Raw genomic sequence first — 15,529 nt, forward strand, 5'->3', positions numbered from 1 at the left:
AACGCGGTGTGAGTAGCCTGTGTTCGCGATTCCGACCGCTTGTTGAAATATCGAACATACCTAGGGAGGGCCGGAGATGGGACGCCTCGTACCCGCCGTGACCCGGGCTCTCGACATTCTGGAGCTCTTCCTCGACGGGGACGGCACGCTCTCCGCCCCCGACATCGTGCGCAGGCTCCAGCTGCCCCGCACCACCGTGCACGAGCTGGTCACCACGCTCGCCGCCCGCAAGTACATCGTCCCGGTCGCCGGTCAGCCCGGACGGTACCGGCTGGGCGTGCGGCCGTACCAGCTCGGCGCCCGCTACGCCGAGCACCTCGACCTCGCCGCCGAGGGCCAGCAGGTGGCCCGGAGCGTCGCCGAGACCTGCGACGAGACGGTGCACGTGGCGATCCTGGAGGACACGGACGTCATCTACATCGCCAAGGTCGACTCCACGCACGCGGTGCGCATGGTCTCCGCTGCCGGGCGCCGGCTGCCCGCCCACTGCACCTCGGTCGGCAAGATGCTGCTGGCCGCGCTGCCCGAGCCGGAGGTCGCCGCCCGCTTCCCCGACGGCACCGCGCTGGCCGCGATGACGCCGAACAGCATCACCGACCCGGCCGTCCTGCGCGAGGCCCTCGCCGCGGTCCGCGCGCGCGGTACGGCGAGGGAGAGCCGCGAGTCGAACCCGGACGTCTCCTGCGTCGCCGCCCCGGTGCGCGACCGCACGGGACAGGTCGTCGCCGCGCTGTCGATCTCCGTGCCCATGATCCGCTGGAGCGAGGAGCGGCTCGCCGAGCTGGAGGAGCTGGCCGTCAAGGGCGCCGCCGAACTCTCCGAGCGGCTTGGCCACCGGGGGGCGGCGTGAGGGCGGGGCGCCCGGCCTACGAGGTGGCTGTCCGGGCGGAGGCGGCGCTCGGCGAGGGACCCACCTGGGACCCGGTGACCGGCCGCCTGTTGTGGATCGACGTCCTGGGCTCCCGGGTCCACACCTACGACCCGGCCTCCGGACGGCGCACGGTCCGCCGCACCGAGCAGCACGTGGGCGCCGTCAAACCCCGCGCGGGCGGCGGGCTCGTCCTCAACCTGCGCGACGGGATCGCGCTGCTCGACCCCGACGGCGGCCTCCGCTGGCTGCACCGCGAGCCCGTCCCGGGCCGCCGCGCCAACGACGCCGCGGTCGCCCCCGACGGCAGCCTCTGGGCGGGCACCATGCGCTACGACGAGGCGCCGGGCGGCGGCACGCTGACCCGGTACGCCGCCGACGGCACCGCCGAGGTCGTCCTCGGCGACGTGACGGTGAGCAACGGCACCGGCTGGAGCCCCGACGGCCGGCTGATGTACTACGTCGACAGCCCGACCCGGCGCATCGACGTCTTCGACGTCACGGACTCCGGCACGGTCACCGGGCGGCGCCCGCTGGCCGTGGTGGAGGAGGGCGCGGGCTTTCCCGACGGACTGTGCGTGGACGCCGACGGCTGCGTCTGGGTCGCCCTGTGGGACGGCGCCGCGGTCCGCCGCTACACCCCGTCCGGCGACCTCGACCGCGTCCTGACGCTGCCCGTCCCGCGCGTCACCGCGTGCGCCTTCGGCGGACCCGGCCTCACCGACCTGTACGTCACCACGGCCCGCGTGGGCCCGCACCCGCCACCGCCCCTGGCGGGCTCCCTCCTGGTACTGCCGGACACGGGCCGGGGCTCGGTCCAGCCGGCGTTCGCGGGCTGAGGGGCGACCGCGGTCGTCGCGCACGCCGTCCGGGCCGTCTCAGACGCCCGTCCGGTCCAGCCCGTCGAGTACCGCGCGTTCCGCCGGGGTCAGGGGCGGGCCGGACAGCGGGGGGAGCGGGGAGCCGGTCAGGGCGGACAGGGCCGCGTCGGGGCGGAACATGCGGGTCGGGGGCGTGCGCATGCTCGTGACGTCCCAGATGGCCGAGGCCGCCGCGAAGGAGCCCGCCGCCGCCCGCGTCATGCGCCGCGTGTACGCCGTCACCACCCGGTCCCCGACGCCGGGACGCCCGCCGCGCACCTCGGGATAGAGGACGTCCTGGCCGACGGCCATCGACCACGCCGCGTCCACCGAGCGCGCCGCGCCCCGCAGCACGCGCCGGGCCAGACCGGGCGCGGCGACGGAGCCGGCCCGCTCCAGCTCGCGGCCGAGGACCCGCGCCCCGAACGCGGCCACCGACATGCCCTGCCCGTAGGCCGGGTTGAAGGTGCCCAGCGCGTCGCCGAGGACCACGAAGCCCTCCGGCCAGACCGGCGCCTTCTCCAGGTAGCGGCGCACGTTGCTGGTGGACCGGCTCAGATGGATGTCGGTGAGCGGCTCCGCGCCGGAGATCAGCCGCCCCACGATCGGGTCCGGCAGGCCGAGCGTGTACCGCAGGAACCCCTCCGGGTCGGCCGGCGGCTCACCGCCGCGCGAACCGCCGCAGCTCACCAGCCAGCGGTCGCCCTCCACCGGCATCACCATCGCGCTCCGGGCCGGCCGGCCCACGTACGGGTTGGCCTGCACGATCGTCAGCGGAAACCGCTCCGCCCCGGCCGGCACCCGGTACACGCGCGAGGCGTTGACGAGCCCCGAGTCGACGGTCCGCGTCCGGACGCCGGACACCCCGAGGCCGTCCAGCCAGCCCAGGACCCGCGTGCCGCGTCCGCTCGCGTCGACGACCAGGTCGGCGTCGAGGTCCGTGTCCCCGCCGGGCGCCGCGATCCGCACCCCCCGTACCCGCCCCGCGGACCCGGTCAGGCCCACCACGGCGGCCCGGCGGATCTCGACCGGCGCCTGCTCCTGCACGGCGGCCCGCACCGTCCAGTCCACCAGCGCCCGGGTGCAGGTGAGCATCACCGGTCCCTCCCGGCGCCACCGGCGCAGCCACCCCTCGGGGGTGAGGGCCAGCATGCCGGAGCTGAGGGATATCTCGTGGGCCCCGGCGGCCAGCAGCCGCTTGCGCAGGCTGACCCCCGGCACGATCTCCTCCATGGCCGCGAGGCCGCCGGCCATCAGCAGGTGCGCGTGCCGCCCCTGGGGCAGCCCCCGGCGCTGCCGCGGCCCCTCGGGCAGCTCGTCGCGGTCCAGCACCACCACCTCGTCCACACCGGCCCTGGACAGCACGGCCGCGGCCAGCATGCCGGCCAGCCCGGCACCGACGACGACAGCTCTACGCGACATGGGGCTCCTCGGGTTCGGTCAGGGTTCCGGTCATGGCGGACGGTTCCGTGCCGCCGGACGCGGCCGTCCGCCCGGGCGGGTGGCGCAGGGCCTGCGCCAGCTCCACCAGCCCGCTCGGGCCGGGCACTTCGGTGGCGTGCAGCCGGTAGGTGGCGGCCGCCTCGGGCGGTTCCTCGCGCGCGGCGGCCCGGCGCGCCGCGTCGGTGAGCATGGCGGCCTCCGCCGCCAGCCGGGCCTGGTGGGGGGTGCGGCCCGCGCGCAGGGCGCCGTCCCGCACCCGCACCCGGACCCCGTGGTCGAAGTACGGCGCCAGCGTGAGCAGGGCGTCGTGGATGGACACCTCGCGCCACTGGAGCCGGGCCCGCGGCGACTGCCACCAGGACGACGGCGGCTTGGGGGCGGTGGACACCGACCGCACCAGGCACCACAGCGGATCCAGCCGCCGGTAGTCGTCCAGCCCCCGCCAGTGCGCGACCACGGGAGGCAGCAGCCGGGGCAGTACGAACCCCGCCGAGCACAGCAGCGCGGCCAGCGAGGCCATCGGCGGGGCCACCGAGGTGGACAGGAAGTCCAGGTCGTGCCCCGTCCAGCGGGCCACCACCGCCGTGTACTTGGCCAGCTGGAACCCCACCACGTCCAGCGCGGCGCCCAGCAGGATCAGCCGCAGCCCGGCCCGCAGCAGTCCGCGCACCTCGCGGCCCCACTTGACGCAGACGGCGCACATCACCAGCATCGCCGCGGTGTGCCCCAGCAGGTACAGCAGGATCATCTCCCGCATGAAGGGCGTGCCCGCGTAGTAGGTGTCGAGGTCGGTCAGCCGCTCGGTGTCCGCGTCGGCGAGCAGGAACAGCACGACGATGGCGAGCACCAGCAGCCCGTAGGCGGCCATGGTCCGCAGCACCATGCGCCGCACCCGCGCCCGGGGCCCGCCCCGCCAGTTGATCAGCAGCACCAGCACGGCGCAGCTGTACGCGGAGAGCATCCCGTAGGTCAGCGGGGCCCCGAAGTTGGGGACGCCGGTGAGATCGTTGACGGTGGCGAGGGTGGCCGGCGCGGCGCACACGAAGACCAGGGCACCCAGGACGATCGCCACGCAGGTGGACAGCGTCAGCGGGTTGCGCATGGCCGCGCGCGGCCGCCTGAACAGCAGCACGGAGGTCGTGCCGAACACCAGCGCCGCCAGGTACACGACGAGACTCATACCGGGCGACTCCTCTCGCGCGGGGCCCCGTTCACCCGGTACCCACCGTGCTCGTACCGCTCGGCACCGCGGCGGGGGCCGCCGGGACGGGCGGTGCGGTGGCCAGTACGTCGGCGATCCGGCCGAGCGCGGCCGGGCCGGGCGCCGGGCCGACGGGCGGGCCCGGCGGGCCGGCGTGCGCGACGGCGGGCGCGGGGTGCGCCTCGCGCCGTACCGCGTCGGTGATCACCGCGGCCCAGGCGGCGGCCTCGGCCCGCTCCTGGTCGTCCGTCCCCGCCAGCACACTCGCGCGGGTGCGGTCGTACAGGTCCCGGTCGAGATAGGCGTCCAGGTGGCCCAGCGCGTTGTGGATGCTGGTCTGCCGCCACATCAGGCGGGTGCCGGGCGAGGCGAACCGGGGCCGGGGCAGCCGCAGCGCCCGCCGCGTCAGCAGGTCGTCGAGCACCCGCTCCAGGGGCCCCAGCCGGGCGTACGTCCGGCCCGCGTGCCGCCAGTCGGTCACCCGGGGCACCACCAGCGGAACGAGCACGCCGACGACCGTCAGCAGGGCGCCGAGCCCGGCCGCCGCCGGGGAGACGGCGGTGCCGAGTGCCGACCAGTCCCGCCCGGACCAGCGCGCCACCACCGCGACCAGCTTGGCGGCGCTGTAGCCGGCGCCGCACAGCGCACCGGCGCCGAGGAGCGTCAGCCCCGCGCGCAGATGGCCGCGCACCTGCCGCGCCCAGCGCAGCGCCGAGCACGTCGTGACGGTGACCGCGGTGAGGTGCGCGACCAGGTAGAGCACGATCATCTGGGCGAGGAAGGGGGTCTTCGCGTAGTAGGTGTCCAGGTCGGTGCGGCGCTCCACGGGCGCGTCGCCCAGCGCGAACAGCACCCCGATGCCGAGCACCACGACTGCGTAGGCGAGCGTCCACCGGCGCACCGTCCGGTCCACCCGGGGCCCGCCCCGCCAGCGCACGATGAGGACCTGCGAGGCGGCGCAGTACCCGGTGATGGCCGCGTAGGTGAGCGGTGCCGCGAGGTTGGGGACCCCGCTGAGCCGGTTGACCGCGCCGACGGTGGGCGGGGCGCCGAGCAGGAAGCAGAGCCCGGCGAGCCCCAGCACCGCGCAGATGGCGCCCAGGTACGGATCGCGCCGGTGGCGCAGCAGGTCGGGGGCCTTGACCACCAGGCAGAGCCAGAGCACCGCGCAGCTGACGTAGTTGATCAGGCCGTTCATCTCGTCGTCCCGCGGTAGTTGAGCGCGGCCCCGATGCGTCCGGCGAGGTCGGGCGGGTCCTCCGGTCCGTCGCCCTCGGCCGCGAAGACCGAGTCGGCGGAGGCCTCCAGCCAGGTGCGCAGCCGGCCGCCCATCAGCATGCCGAAGCGGTCCGCCTCCTGCTCCTCGGCCAGGGAGAAGTCGGTGCGCGCGGCGACCGGCCGGGCCGCCCCGTCGGGGGCGCCGTCCGCCTCCGCCCGCCGGCGGCTCATGTGCCAGACCTCGTGGCAGAGGATGACGATCTGGTGCCACATCGCGGCGCGTTCGTCCACCACGACGTCGTCGTGGTGCTCGCGCTCCAGCCACAGTCCGCTCGCGGTGTGCGGCGGGAACGCCGCCCGGTGCACGACCACCTCGCGGCCGCGCCACGCGCTCACGGACGCGACGAGCGCCTCGAACAGCACTTCGGGGTCGGCCGGCACGGGGACCCGGATGGGATCGATGAGGGCGTCAGCGAGCCGACGCATCTCCTTCCTGGTACGCACCGCTGTCTCCCCGTCTTCCCGGCCGCTGCTCGGTCACCAGTGCAATATGCCAAGACGTGTGCCGTCCGGGCCAGTTCCAGGTGCGTCTCGGTCACTCGGTGACCGCCACGGTGTCCCCGGGTGCCAGGGCGCGCGCCCGGACCTCGCGGACCGCGTCGGGCCGGCCGAGGGCGCGGGAGACGGCCGCGATCCCGCTCAGCAGATCCGTGGTGTCGGGCTCGGGGCACCCGCCGCCGGGGTCGCCGGCCCCGTCGACGCCCTCCGGGTCCGGTCCGGCGTCGACCGCTTCGAGCACCACCACGGCCGCGGCGAGCGCCTTGGCCCGCTCCGGCGGGTACCCCAGGGCGAGGGCGGCCCGGTGGGCACGCGCGCCCAGCCGTTCGTCCGTGCGCCGGGCCAGCGGCAGCAGGACGTCGCGGATGAAGGTCTCGCGGTGGGTCAGGCGCAGTTCGGGGCCGGCGCGCAGGACGAACGGCACCCCGGAGCCGTGCACGGACCGCATCAGCCGGTAAAGCGGCCGCAGTTCGCGGTGGGCCAGCCGGATCCGCCGCCGCTCGCGCAGGTACTGGCCGGCGTGCGGCAGGATGAAGCCGACCGCGATCGAGACGGCCGACAGGCACGCGAGGGCCGGGGCCACGTCCAGGCTGAGCCAGTCCAGGTCGTTGCCGGTCCAGCGGGCCGCGACGGCGGTGAGCTTGGCGGCGTCGAAGGCCAGGTTGAGCGCGTAGCCGACGCCCAGGAACCGCAGTCCGCGGCGCAGCCAGACGTCGAAGCCGCCGGTGCGGATCCAGTTCCAGATCAGCCGCGAGGTGATGAGGACGGCGGCGGTGTGCGCGAGGAGGTAGAGCAGGATCTCCTCGCGCATGAAGGGCGTGTTGGCGTAGTACGTGTCCAGGTCCCGGGTGCGCTCCACGGGCACGTCGGCGAGGGCGAACAGCACCCAGAGCGCGACGATCACCCCGCCGTAGACGCTGACCACCCAGCGGGTGGCCCGGCGCGTGCGGGCCGAGCGCTCGGACAGCCCGTCCCGCCAGGCGATGATCAGCACCAGGCAGGCGCCGCAGAAGGCGGTGAGCAGCGAATACACCCAGGGCGCCGAGATGTTGGGCACGCCCGTGACCCGGTTGACGCGGACGATGGTCGAGGGCGCCACGAACACGAACACCGCGCAGGCGAGCAGCAGCAGGCCGCCGACCGCGCGCAGCAGCGGGTCCTTCCAGAGCCGGATGATCGTCGGCAGTTTGATCGCCAGCGCGGTGGCCAGGACCACGGCGGGGATCCACCAGTACGACGTGTAGAAGGCGCTGAGGAACGAGGCGGGACCCGTGGCGTCCGCGGACTCCATCGCGTCCCCCCGCTCTCGCTCGCCGCCGCATCCGGGCCGTACGAGCCTACGCGGCCGGACGTGTCCGCGTCAGGCGAGTGGCATGGTCCGGAGGACCGGATTCCGGCGGCGCCGCCCCCGGAGGCGACGGGGACGGCACGCCGGCCGCCGTACCGCTGTCCGCGTCGGCCGCGGTCCCCGTCAGCCGCGCCGCCGGCCGGGCGAGGGGACCGGCTCGACCGGCACTCCGCCGGCCGCGCGGCCCAGCGGTACCAGGCGCACCGCGCCGGGTCCCGACGCCGACTCGCCGTCGGACAGCACCGCGAGGGCCAGGGTGTTGGCGGCGGCACGGGTGCGCAGGATGCCGTTCGGCAGGACAAAGGTGTGCGCGGCGCCGGTGCGGCCGGGCGCGTGCTCGCCCATGTTCCAGCCGTTCAGGAAGACCTGGACCCGGTGGTCGCCCGCCGGGGCGCCCTCGACGACGAGCCCCACCGAGGCGTCCACCTCGGGCGGGACGTCCAGCCGGAAGGTGGTCCGGTACCAGGTCACGCCCTGGCGCGGGTCCGCGCGCGGCAGGTCCGCCCGGGACACCGGCTCCCAGCCGCCGTCGTCGTGCCCCGGCAGGTGCCAGCCGTGCCGTTCCCCGTAGAGCCCGCCGTGGTTGAGCGGCCCGCGCACCGGGTCGGGGGCGACCGAGCCGCGGATCCGCCAGCGCACCTCGGGCGCGGCCCCCTCGAAGTCGGCCGAGACCAGTCCGCGCGCCGCCCCGGGGTCGTCCTGGGCGTGCTGGGTGCGCCGGACCAGCACGGCGAGGACGGCCGAGTCGCCGCCGTCCGCGCGGGCCCGCCGCGTCGCGCGCAGCCCCGCGGGCAGATCCAGTTGGGCCGTGGCGGTCCAGGTGCCCGTGCCGTCGTCGCCGCCGGCCGGGCGGTGGCCGCCCAGTGGCTCGCCGTCCAGCCAGGCCAGCAGCAGGCCGCGCGCGCCGGTGGCGTAGGACAGGGACACCGACTCCAGGCCCGCCGCCCCGGTCAGACGCGCCCGGTACCAGACGTCGCCGTAGTGGTGGCCGTAGTCGTCGGCGAAGAGCACGGGCCGTCCCGCGGGCACCGGCGTGGTGCTGTGCGAGGTGCGCCGGTCGGCGACGGTCCACCCCGAGTCGCCGTAGTCGGGCGCCGACTCGGGGTTCTCGGCGCGCCGCCGCCAGCCGTCGAGTTCGGGCAGCGGGACCTCGGGCACGCCGGGCAGCGGCCACACCGCCATCAGGCTCCGGGCGCGGCCGAGGGAGCCCTGCACCGCCCTGCCGTTCCAGGTGAGGCGGGTGATGCCGCGCGGCGCCCACACCTCCAGTTCGCGCTCGCCGACGGTGTCGCCGGTCAGCCGGATCGTGTCCCCGTCCAGCACGGCCTCGCGCAGCAGCTCCGGGCCGCGCACCAGGACCCGGCCCGAGGGTGTCTCGTAGGGCCACAGCCGCAGTGAGGCGGCGTCGTCGGCGAGGAGCAGCAGCAGCGTGCGGTCGGAATCCGCGCCGCGCACCCGCAGCCGGGTCAGCCGGTCCTCCTTCAGGCGTACGGTCACGTGCAGCTTCCCGTGGCCGTACGCCCAGGCGGCCTCCTCGTCCAGCCGGGTCGGCCAGGGCTCCGAGGGGCAGTCGATCACCAGGTGCGCCATCTCCCCGGCCCGCCCCACGAAGGCGGCGACGTCCACCCCGCCGACGCTCAGGGACAGCATGGGCTGGACGGTGGCGTGCGCCAGCCTGCGTCCCTCGCCCAGGCGGAGGCCGGTGGCGAGCAGCTTGGCGTCGCGGGCGGGGACGGTGACCTCCACGTCGGTGCCGTCCATCGGGACGGTGGAGGTGACGGCGGACGCCGAGTCGTTGCGCAGCACGTAGGCGTGGGCGCCGGTGTCCGGGTTGGCGAGGTGCCGCACCCGGAGGCGCGCGTCGGCGGCCCGCACCTCGGCCGCCTCGTCGAGCCGGGTGAAGTCCGGTACGTGGCGCAGCAGATGGCCGAGCTGGTGGAGCGGGGCGAGTTCGGGGGTCGGCCGGCGGGCCTCGTCGAGGGCGGCGGCCGGGTCGTAGGTCGGGGAGGGCGCGGTCGGGGCGGGCAGCCAGCCCCACGAGGTGCCGCCGAACGCCGTGTGCACGTTGTGCAGCGTGCTGCCGCGCGCCAGGTCGGCCAGGTGGGCGCGGCGCGCCTCGGCGGCGTCCCGGGTCCGCTCCGCCCGGTCCCAGGCGAGGGTGGTGCCGGCGTGCAGCAGGGGTACGTCGATGCCGTCGGCGCGGACCCGCTCGTGCAGGTGGGTCAGGCCGGCCCGGTCGGGCGCGTCGGCCCGGTAGAGCAGGACGGTGCCGGTGCCCCGGGTGAACTGGTGCCGGGCGACGACGGCGTTGACCCGGCGCAGCCACTCGTCGGCGTGGCGCAGATGGGCGGGTTCGGTGGTCCCGGGCCGGGCCCCGGTGGCCGCCAGCCAGCCGGGCAGGCCGCCCGCGTCCACGTCGGCGCCGATGAACGGCCCGGGGTGGACCACGACGTACAGGTGGCACTCCGCGGCCGTGCGCAGGAACAGGTCGAGGTCGCGGACGCCGGTGAAGTCGTACGCGCCCGGTGCGGGGGAGTGCTGGTTCCAGGCGAGTCGGATGCTGACCGCGTTGTGCCCGTACGCCCGCATCTTCTGCAGCACGTCCCGCCACAGCGACGGGCTGGGCAGCCGGAAGGGGTGCATCTCGCCGGACCACAGCGCCAGCCGTCTGCCGTCCACCAGCAGGGAGTGCCGGTCCAGCGCGACCCGGTGGCGCCGGCCGTCGGCGGCGGGCGGGCCGGGCGGCGGGCCGGTGGGCACGGGGCCGGAGGCGCCCGCCGGGGGCAGGGCCGCGCCGCTCCCGCTGCCGCCGAGCGCGAGCCCGAGGACGGTGGTGCCCGCGAGGGCGCTGAACGCTCGTCTGCCGATACCGCTGAGCTCCAAGGGAGCCTCTCCTGTAGCCGTGCCTGTGGTGCTGCCGCCGCCGGGGCGGGACCGTCCGTGCCCGGCCATTGTTCCAGCGGACGCCACAATGGTCGGTATGAGGATCTCGGCGCGTGCGGACTACGCGGTGCGGGCGGTACTGGAACTGGCCGTCCAGCAGGAGGACCGGCCGGTCAAGGCGGAGGACGTGGCCACCGTCCAGGACATTCCGCACAAATTTCTGGAGGGGATCCTCGGGGACCTCCGGCGCGGCGGCATCGTCGAGAGCCGGCGCGGCGGGGGCGGCGGGTACCGGCTGGCGCGCGAGGCGTCGGCCATCACGGTCGCGGACGTGATCCGGGCGGTGGACGGGCCCATCGTCTCGGTGCGCGGGGAGCGGCCCACGGGGCTGGTGTACACCGGCACGGCGGGACCCCTGCTGCCGCTGTGGGTGGCGCTGCGCGCCAACGTGCGCAGGATCCTGGAGGGCGTGACGATCGCCGACCTGGCCGCGGGCACGCTGCCGGACCCGGTGCGGGAACTGGCGGCGGAGCCGGCCGCCTGGGAGAACCCGCGGGCGACGCGCCCGGGGGGTGGGAACCGGCCGGTGTGAATGGCCGGGGACGTGTCTGTGCGCGTGCGCCGGGGGCTCCCTACGATGCGGACATCGCGTGAATGTCATGTGCAGAACATGTGTAGATGGCGAACGCGTGCCACCGCATCCACCCCCCACCGTCCCGGAAAGGGAGACCCATGGCCACGGGCCTGCTCCTGAGCGGCACCCTCGCCGCGCTCCTCACCTCCGTACTGCCCGCGCAGCACCAGCCCTCCGGCGGGTTCGAGGACCCGCCGCCGGACAAGATCGTCATCAAGGTCGCCACGGTGAACGGCTCCGGCTGCCCGCAGGGCACGGCGGCCGTCGCGGTCTCCGAGGACAACACGGCGTTCACCGTCACCTACAGCGACTACCTCGCCCAGGCGGGCGGCGGCTCCGCGCCCACCGACTTCCGCAAGAACTGCCAGCTCAACCTGCTGGTCCACGTCCCGGGCGGCTTCACGTACGCGGTCGCGAGCGCGGACTACCGCGGCTTCGCCGCCCTCCAGCCCGGCGCCAAGGGCACCCAGCGGGCCTCCTACTACTTCCAGGGCTCCCCGAACACCGAGTTCCGCACCCACCCCTTCAGCGGTCCGCTCAACGACAACTGGCAGGCCACCGACACCACCGACTGGGCCCAGCTGGTCTGGGCGCCCTGCGGCGTCCAGCGCAACTTCAACATCAACACCGAGCTGCGGGTGAGCGCCGGGACCTCCGACCCGGGCAAGGTGAGCTTCATGACGATGGACTCGACCGACGGCGACATCAGCACCGTCTACCACCTGGCGTGGAAGGAGTGCCCGGAGTCCTGACCGGCGGCCGGCCCGCGGCCCCGGCGGTCAGCCGGCGGCGTCCCCGACGCTCTCCCCGGCGGGACCGCCCTCGCGCGGGCCGCCTTCCTCGGGGCCGACGGGCCGGCCCTCCCAGTGCAGGACGCGCCACCCGGAGTCCGGGGCGCCGGACAGGAGCACGACACCGGTGTTGCCCAGGCCGTGGGCGGCGGCGAAGGCGGTGTCCACGTTCTCCGCCCGGGCCGCCGTCCAGGTACGGATCACCGCGCCGTGACTGACCATGGCCACGGTCTCCGCCCCGGTGGCCGCGGCCTCCGCCACCACGGAGTCGAACCGCGCCAGAGCCTCCACGCCGTTCTCGCCGCCCGGCACCCGGCGGCCGGTGTCCCCGTCGGACCACGCGAGCGCCGTCGTCAGGTACGTCTCCACGGCCTCACGGTCGCCGCGCATCTCCAGGTCCCCGGCGGACAGCTCCCGCAGGCCGTCCCTCACCACGATCTCCAGCCCCGTCCGGGCCGCCAGCGGCGCCGCGGTGAGCCGGGTGCGCAGCAGTGTCGACGCGTACAGGGCCTCGATCCGCTCGTCCGCCAGCGCCTCCGGGAGCGCCGCCGCCTGCTCCTCGCCCAGCGGGGTCAGCGCGGGACCGGGTGCGGCCGTGTCCAGCAGGTGCTTGAGGTTGGACGGGGTCTGGCCGTGCCGGATGAGCAGCAGACGCATGGACGGATCAGTCTCCTTCGGGCCGGGACGGGGACCTCCACTGTGCCATCCCCGCCTCACGCGCCGTCCGGGCGGCAGAGCAGCGGCTTGTCCAGCTCGGAGCAGGGGCGGTGGCCCTTGGACCGGATCACGTCCTTGCCGACCTCGTCGGCGAGGTAGCGCAGGAAGCCCGCGGCGATCGAGTCGGCCGGCGGCTCGCCGTAGGTGTAGGCGATCTCCGTCTGCCAGTACGGGTACGCCCCCTCGTCGGCGCCCTCCAGGGTGGCCGGGTAGCCGTCGATGCGGACCTGCCGGACCCCGGTGTGGGCCGAGGCGGCCCTGACCTCGCTGTGGCCGAGGGCGCCCGGCGTCGACGCCACCGTGTCGAGCAGCGTCGCGGTGCCGCCCACCTCGCAGCGGCCGGGCCGGTCCGGGGCCAGCCCCGCGCAGTCGGCGGTGGTGACCGCCGGGAGGGCGCGGCCGGCCAGGACCTGCCGCTCCAGGGTGGTCCGGGTGCCCGAGCCGGGGTTGCGGCTGACCAGGCGGACGGGGACGTCGTTGCCCTTGACCTGGCTCCAGTTGGTGACCCGGCCGGCGTAGATGTCCCGGACCTGCCTCAGGGACAGGTCCCGCACGCCGGCGTCCTCGTGCACGACCAGTGTGAACAGGGACAGCGCGACGGGTCTGGGCAGCAGCTGCGGCCGGCCGTCGGACTTCGGGCCGTCGCTGAACGACAGCCGGTTCCCGAGGCCCCGGCCGCCCGTGAGGTGCGCGTCGGCGCCGGTGGCGGCCAGGGTGTCGAGACCGTCGACGCTGCCCTTGAAGGAGTTGGCGGTCAGCGGGATACGGGCGTCCGGGCAGGTCCGCTCGTACTGCCGCGCGGCCTCCCGCAGCACCGGCGCGAAGGCCGTGGAGCCGGACAGGTGCAGGGTGCCGGCGGCGCAGTCCAGCGGCGCGGCGGTGTCGTCGCCGCCCGCGAAGGTGAGCGCGGACTGGGTGGCGCTGACGACGATGAGCGCGGCGAGCAGCCACCGGACCTGCCGGGAGGCGAAGGGGTAGTACGCGGTCTTCTTGATGTTCCCGCCGCGCACGCCGCCGACGACGCCCGCGGTGACCTCCGGCTCGGGGAACTCGGGTTCGGTGAAGCCCTCCTCGCGCTCCAGGACCGCGAGGACCTTGTAGTGCGCCCGGCGGTTCAGTATCACCTTGGGCAGCTTGACGACCCGGCCCGTGGTCTCGAACCCCTCGGCGCCCGGCACGAAGAAGGTGGGCGGCACCTGGGGGCTGCGCTCCGTCACCGTCATGCCGACCACCCGGCGGCCGGGGAAGGCGATGGTGATGCCCACGGGGTCGTTGGCGGGGGCGACGTAGTCACCGGCCACGAGCGGGCTCCAGCCGGCGTTCTCGATCCGCAGCAGGACCACCGAGGGGTCGCGCAGGTTCGTCCCGTCCCACTGCATCCGCTGGAGCACCGTCGTCTCGGGACCCGAGGCGGCCGAGTCCCGGATGGTGGTGTCCAACTGGACGCGGTAGCCCAGCCGTTTGCGCCCCGCGAGCACGAACTCCCACAGCGCGGCGACGACGGGCACCGTCAGACCCAGGACGGCGGCCACGGACTCCCACGACACGTTCACGTCCGGCTCCCCCTCGGGACGGTGACACGGGAGGCCATGGTGGCGGGGGAGGGGCGGACGGGCCCGCGGGTTCGCCGAGTCCGCCGTTCGAATTCACGCGGCGGTCATCTGCGACACCCGGCGTTCTCCGTACGGCGCTCGCGCACTACGCGTCGTCGTGACCGCGCAGATGCAGCGAGCGCAGGGCCACCTCGATGGCGAAGCGGTGGTCGGGGTCGGCGAGCCGGTCGCCCAGGTAGGCGTCGAGGGTCCGCAGGCGGTAGCGGACGGTCTGCGCGTGCACGCCCAGCACCTCGCCGACCTGCTCGGCCGGCGCCCGGGTGGAGACGTGGACGCGGAGGGTCTCGACGAGCCGGTCCCGCCGTCTGGCCGGCAGTTCGTCGAGCGGGGCCAGTTCGCGCGCCGCGATGTGGTCGACCAGGGCCGCGTCGGACAGCAGCCACAGGGTCGTCAGATGGTCCTCGCAGCGGACCAGCGGCTCGTCGGGAATGACATCGTCGTCGACGAGCTGCAGCACACGGCGGGCCCAGCGCACGGAGTCGGCGGCCTGCGCGATCGGCACGGTCAGGCCCAGCGCGGCGCGGGTCCCTGCCAGGGCGGTGCGGAGCATGTCGAGGCGGGCGGGGGTGGGGTCCCCCGGGACGAGCAGGTGCGGCTGCGGGATGTCCAGGTCGGTGAGGACGTCCCGGTCGAGCGCCGTCTGGAGGTGCTCGGGCGCCGGATGGTGCAGGGCGACGAGGAAGCACGAGCGGGGCAGCTCCCAGGCGGCGGCCTTGCACAGTTCGGAGATGGTCGTACGGGGCAGCGGCGAGGCGGTCAGCAGGAAGTGGAGTAATTGTCTTCGTAACGCGGACTCCTCGGAGGCCGCCCGCTCCCGCACCTCGGCGTAGCCCTCGCGGGTGATCGCCTCCAGCTCCTCCACGTAGGCGAAGAGGGCGTCGGCGAAGGCGAGGATCAGCGCGGGGGAGAGGCTGTACTGGCGTCCCAGGGTCTTCGCCCGGCGCAGGGCGATGCGGGCGCCGAGCCGGTAGGCGCCCTGGAGGACCTCCAGGTCGCGGCCCTCGTAGGCCTCCACCCGGCCGAACCGGCGCAGCAGTTCGTCCCGTAGCTCCGAGCTGCTGCCCGGGTTGTCGACCCGGTCCACGAAGGCGGTCAGGGCCTGCTCGACCCCCTGGCGGATCGCGTCCCCGTCCGGGCCGTTGAGCAGCCTGCCGTAGACCGGGTAGCTGCGGGTGACCTCGATGCGGATCTCGTTCAGCAGCCCGGGGAGCAGGGGGCGCATGAAGGCCGCGAACTTCTTGGGGAGGGGGTCGAGCGGTTCACCGAGCACCGAAGGACGCGCGATGGAGGGCATGAGGATTCCCTTGCTCTGCGACATGTCCGGTGGGGCGGCCGGCCGGGTCCCGCGTCGCGTGGGGCGGAACCTGGCCGGTCCACCAGGCGTTCACCGGCTTG

Annotated in this window: 13 protein-coding genes; 4 read left to right on the top strand and 9 right to left on the bottom strand. The window is 75.2% G+C overall.

The annotated features are described in order from the left end of the window. Window positions 1-76: 76 nt before the first annotated feature. Entirely contained in the window at window positions 77-850 is a 774-nt protein-coding gene (locus tag IE108_RS12880; RefSeq protein ID WP_064727743.1) for an IclR family transcriptional regulator, read from the top strand. Beyond that, a complete protein-coding gene (locus IE108_RS12885) occupies window positions 847-1,707 on the top strand; it encodes an SMP-30/gluconolactonase/LRE family protein (protein ID WP_064727742.1) in 861 nt (286 codons plus the stop codon). The genes IE108_RS12880 and IE108_RS12885 overlap by 4 nt, the downstream gene beginning before the upstream one ends. A 39-nt stretch (window positions 1,708-1,746) precedes the next feature. Here the strand turns inward: IE108_RS12885 and IE108_RS12890 are convergent, their stop codons facing one another. The 6 genes from IE108_RS12890 to IE108_RS12915 all read right to left on the bottom strand — a co-directional run bounded on the left by IE108_RS12890 (window position 1,747) and on the right by IE108_RS12915 (window position 10,379). Further along, window positions 1,747-3,150, bottom strand: a complete 1,404-nt coding sequence (locus IE108_RS12890; RefSeq protein ID WP_107420136.1) for an NAD(P)/FAD-dependent oxidoreductase — start codon at window positions 3,148-3,150, stop codon at window positions 1,747-1,749. Further along, the gene (locus IE108_RS12895) at window positions 3,140-4,351 is read right to left on the bottom strand and encodes an MAB_1171c family putative transporter (protein WP_064727741.1); all 1,212 of its coding nucleotides are present in this window, start codon (window positions 4,349-4,351) and stop codon (window positions 3,140-3,142) included. The genes IE108_RS12890 and IE108_RS12895 overlap by 11 nt, the downstream gene beginning before the upstream one ends. Before the next feature lie 31 nt (window positions 4,352-4,382). Then, entirely contained in the window at window positions 4,383-5,570 is a 1,188-nt protein-coding gene (locus IE108_RS12900) for an MAB_1171c family putative transporter (protein ID WP_064727740.1), read from the bottom strand. After that, the gene (locus IE108_RS12905) at window positions 5,567-6,076 is read right to left on the bottom strand and encodes a toxin (RefSeq protein ID WP_229851796.1); all 510 of its coding nucleotides are present in this window, start codon (window positions 6,074-6,076) and stop codon (window positions 5,567-5,569) included. The genes IE108_RS12900 and IE108_RS12905 overlap by 4 nt, the downstream gene beginning before the upstream one ends. Before the next feature lie 109 nt (window positions 6,077-6,185). Then, entirely contained in the window at window positions 6,186-7,439 is a 1,254-nt protein-coding gene (locus IE108_RS12910) for an MAB_1171c family putative transporter (protein ID WP_064727738.1), read from the bottom strand. 180 nt (window positions 7,440-7,619) lie between these two features. Next, window positions 7,620-10,379 (bottom strand): beta-galactosidase, encoded by a 2,760-nt coding sequence (locus IE108_RS12915; protein WP_064727737.1) that lies wholly within the window; start codon window positions 10,377-10,379, stop codon window positions 7,620-7,622. Between the two features lie 97 nt (window positions 10,380-10,476). On the opposite strand from IE108_RS12915, the gene IE108_RS12920 reads away from it, so the two are divergent. Both IE108_RS12920 and IE108_RS12925 read left to right on the top strand, forming a co-directional pair. Continuing rightward, window positions 10,477-10,971, top strand: coding sequence for an RrF2 family transcriptional regulator (locus tag IE108_RS12920; protein WP_064731735.1), 495 nt, complete (start codon window positions 10,477-10,479; stop codon window positions 10,969-10,971). A gap of 140 nt (window positions 10,972-11,111) precedes the next feature. Further along, a complete protein-coding gene (locus IE108_RS12925) occupies window positions 11,112-11,765 on the top strand; it encodes a DUF4360 domain-containing protein (protein ID WP_064727736.1) in 654 nt (217 codons plus the stop codon). A gap of 27 nt (window positions 11,766-11,792) precedes the next feature. Here the strand turns inward: IE108_RS12925 and IE108_RS12930 are convergent, their stop codons facing one another. The 3 genes from IE108_RS12930 to IE108_RS12940 form a co-directional block, all read right to left on the bottom strand. Then, window positions 11,793-12,461 (bottom strand): histidine phosphatase family protein, encoded by a 669-nt coding sequence (locus tag IE108_RS12930; protein WP_064727735.1) that lies wholly within the window; start codon window positions 12,459-12,461, stop codon window positions 11,793-11,795. A gap of 56 nt (window positions 12,462-12,517) precedes the next feature. After that, complete coding sequence (locus tag IE108_RS12935; RefSeq protein ID WP_064727734.1) at window positions 12,518-14,074, bottom strand: substrate-binding domain-containing protein; 1,557 nt, start codon at window positions 14,072-14,074, stop codon at window positions 12,518-12,520. A 145-nt stretch (window positions 14,075-14,219) separates the two neighbouring features. Further along, the gene (locus IE108_RS12940) at window positions 14,220-15,428 is read right to left on the bottom strand and encodes a helix-turn-helix domain-containing protein (RefSeq protein WP_064727733.1); all 1,209 of its coding nucleotides are present in this window, start codon (window positions 15,426-15,428) and stop codon (window positions 14,220-14,222) included. Between the last annotated feature and the right edge of the window lie 101 nt (window positions 15,429-15,529).

This window comes from Streptomyces parvulus (assembly GCF_014648855.1).
GTDB classification, from domain to species: domain Bacteria; phylum Actinomycetota; class Actinomycetes; order Streptomycetales; family Streptomycetaceae; genus Streptomyces; species Streptomyces parvulus.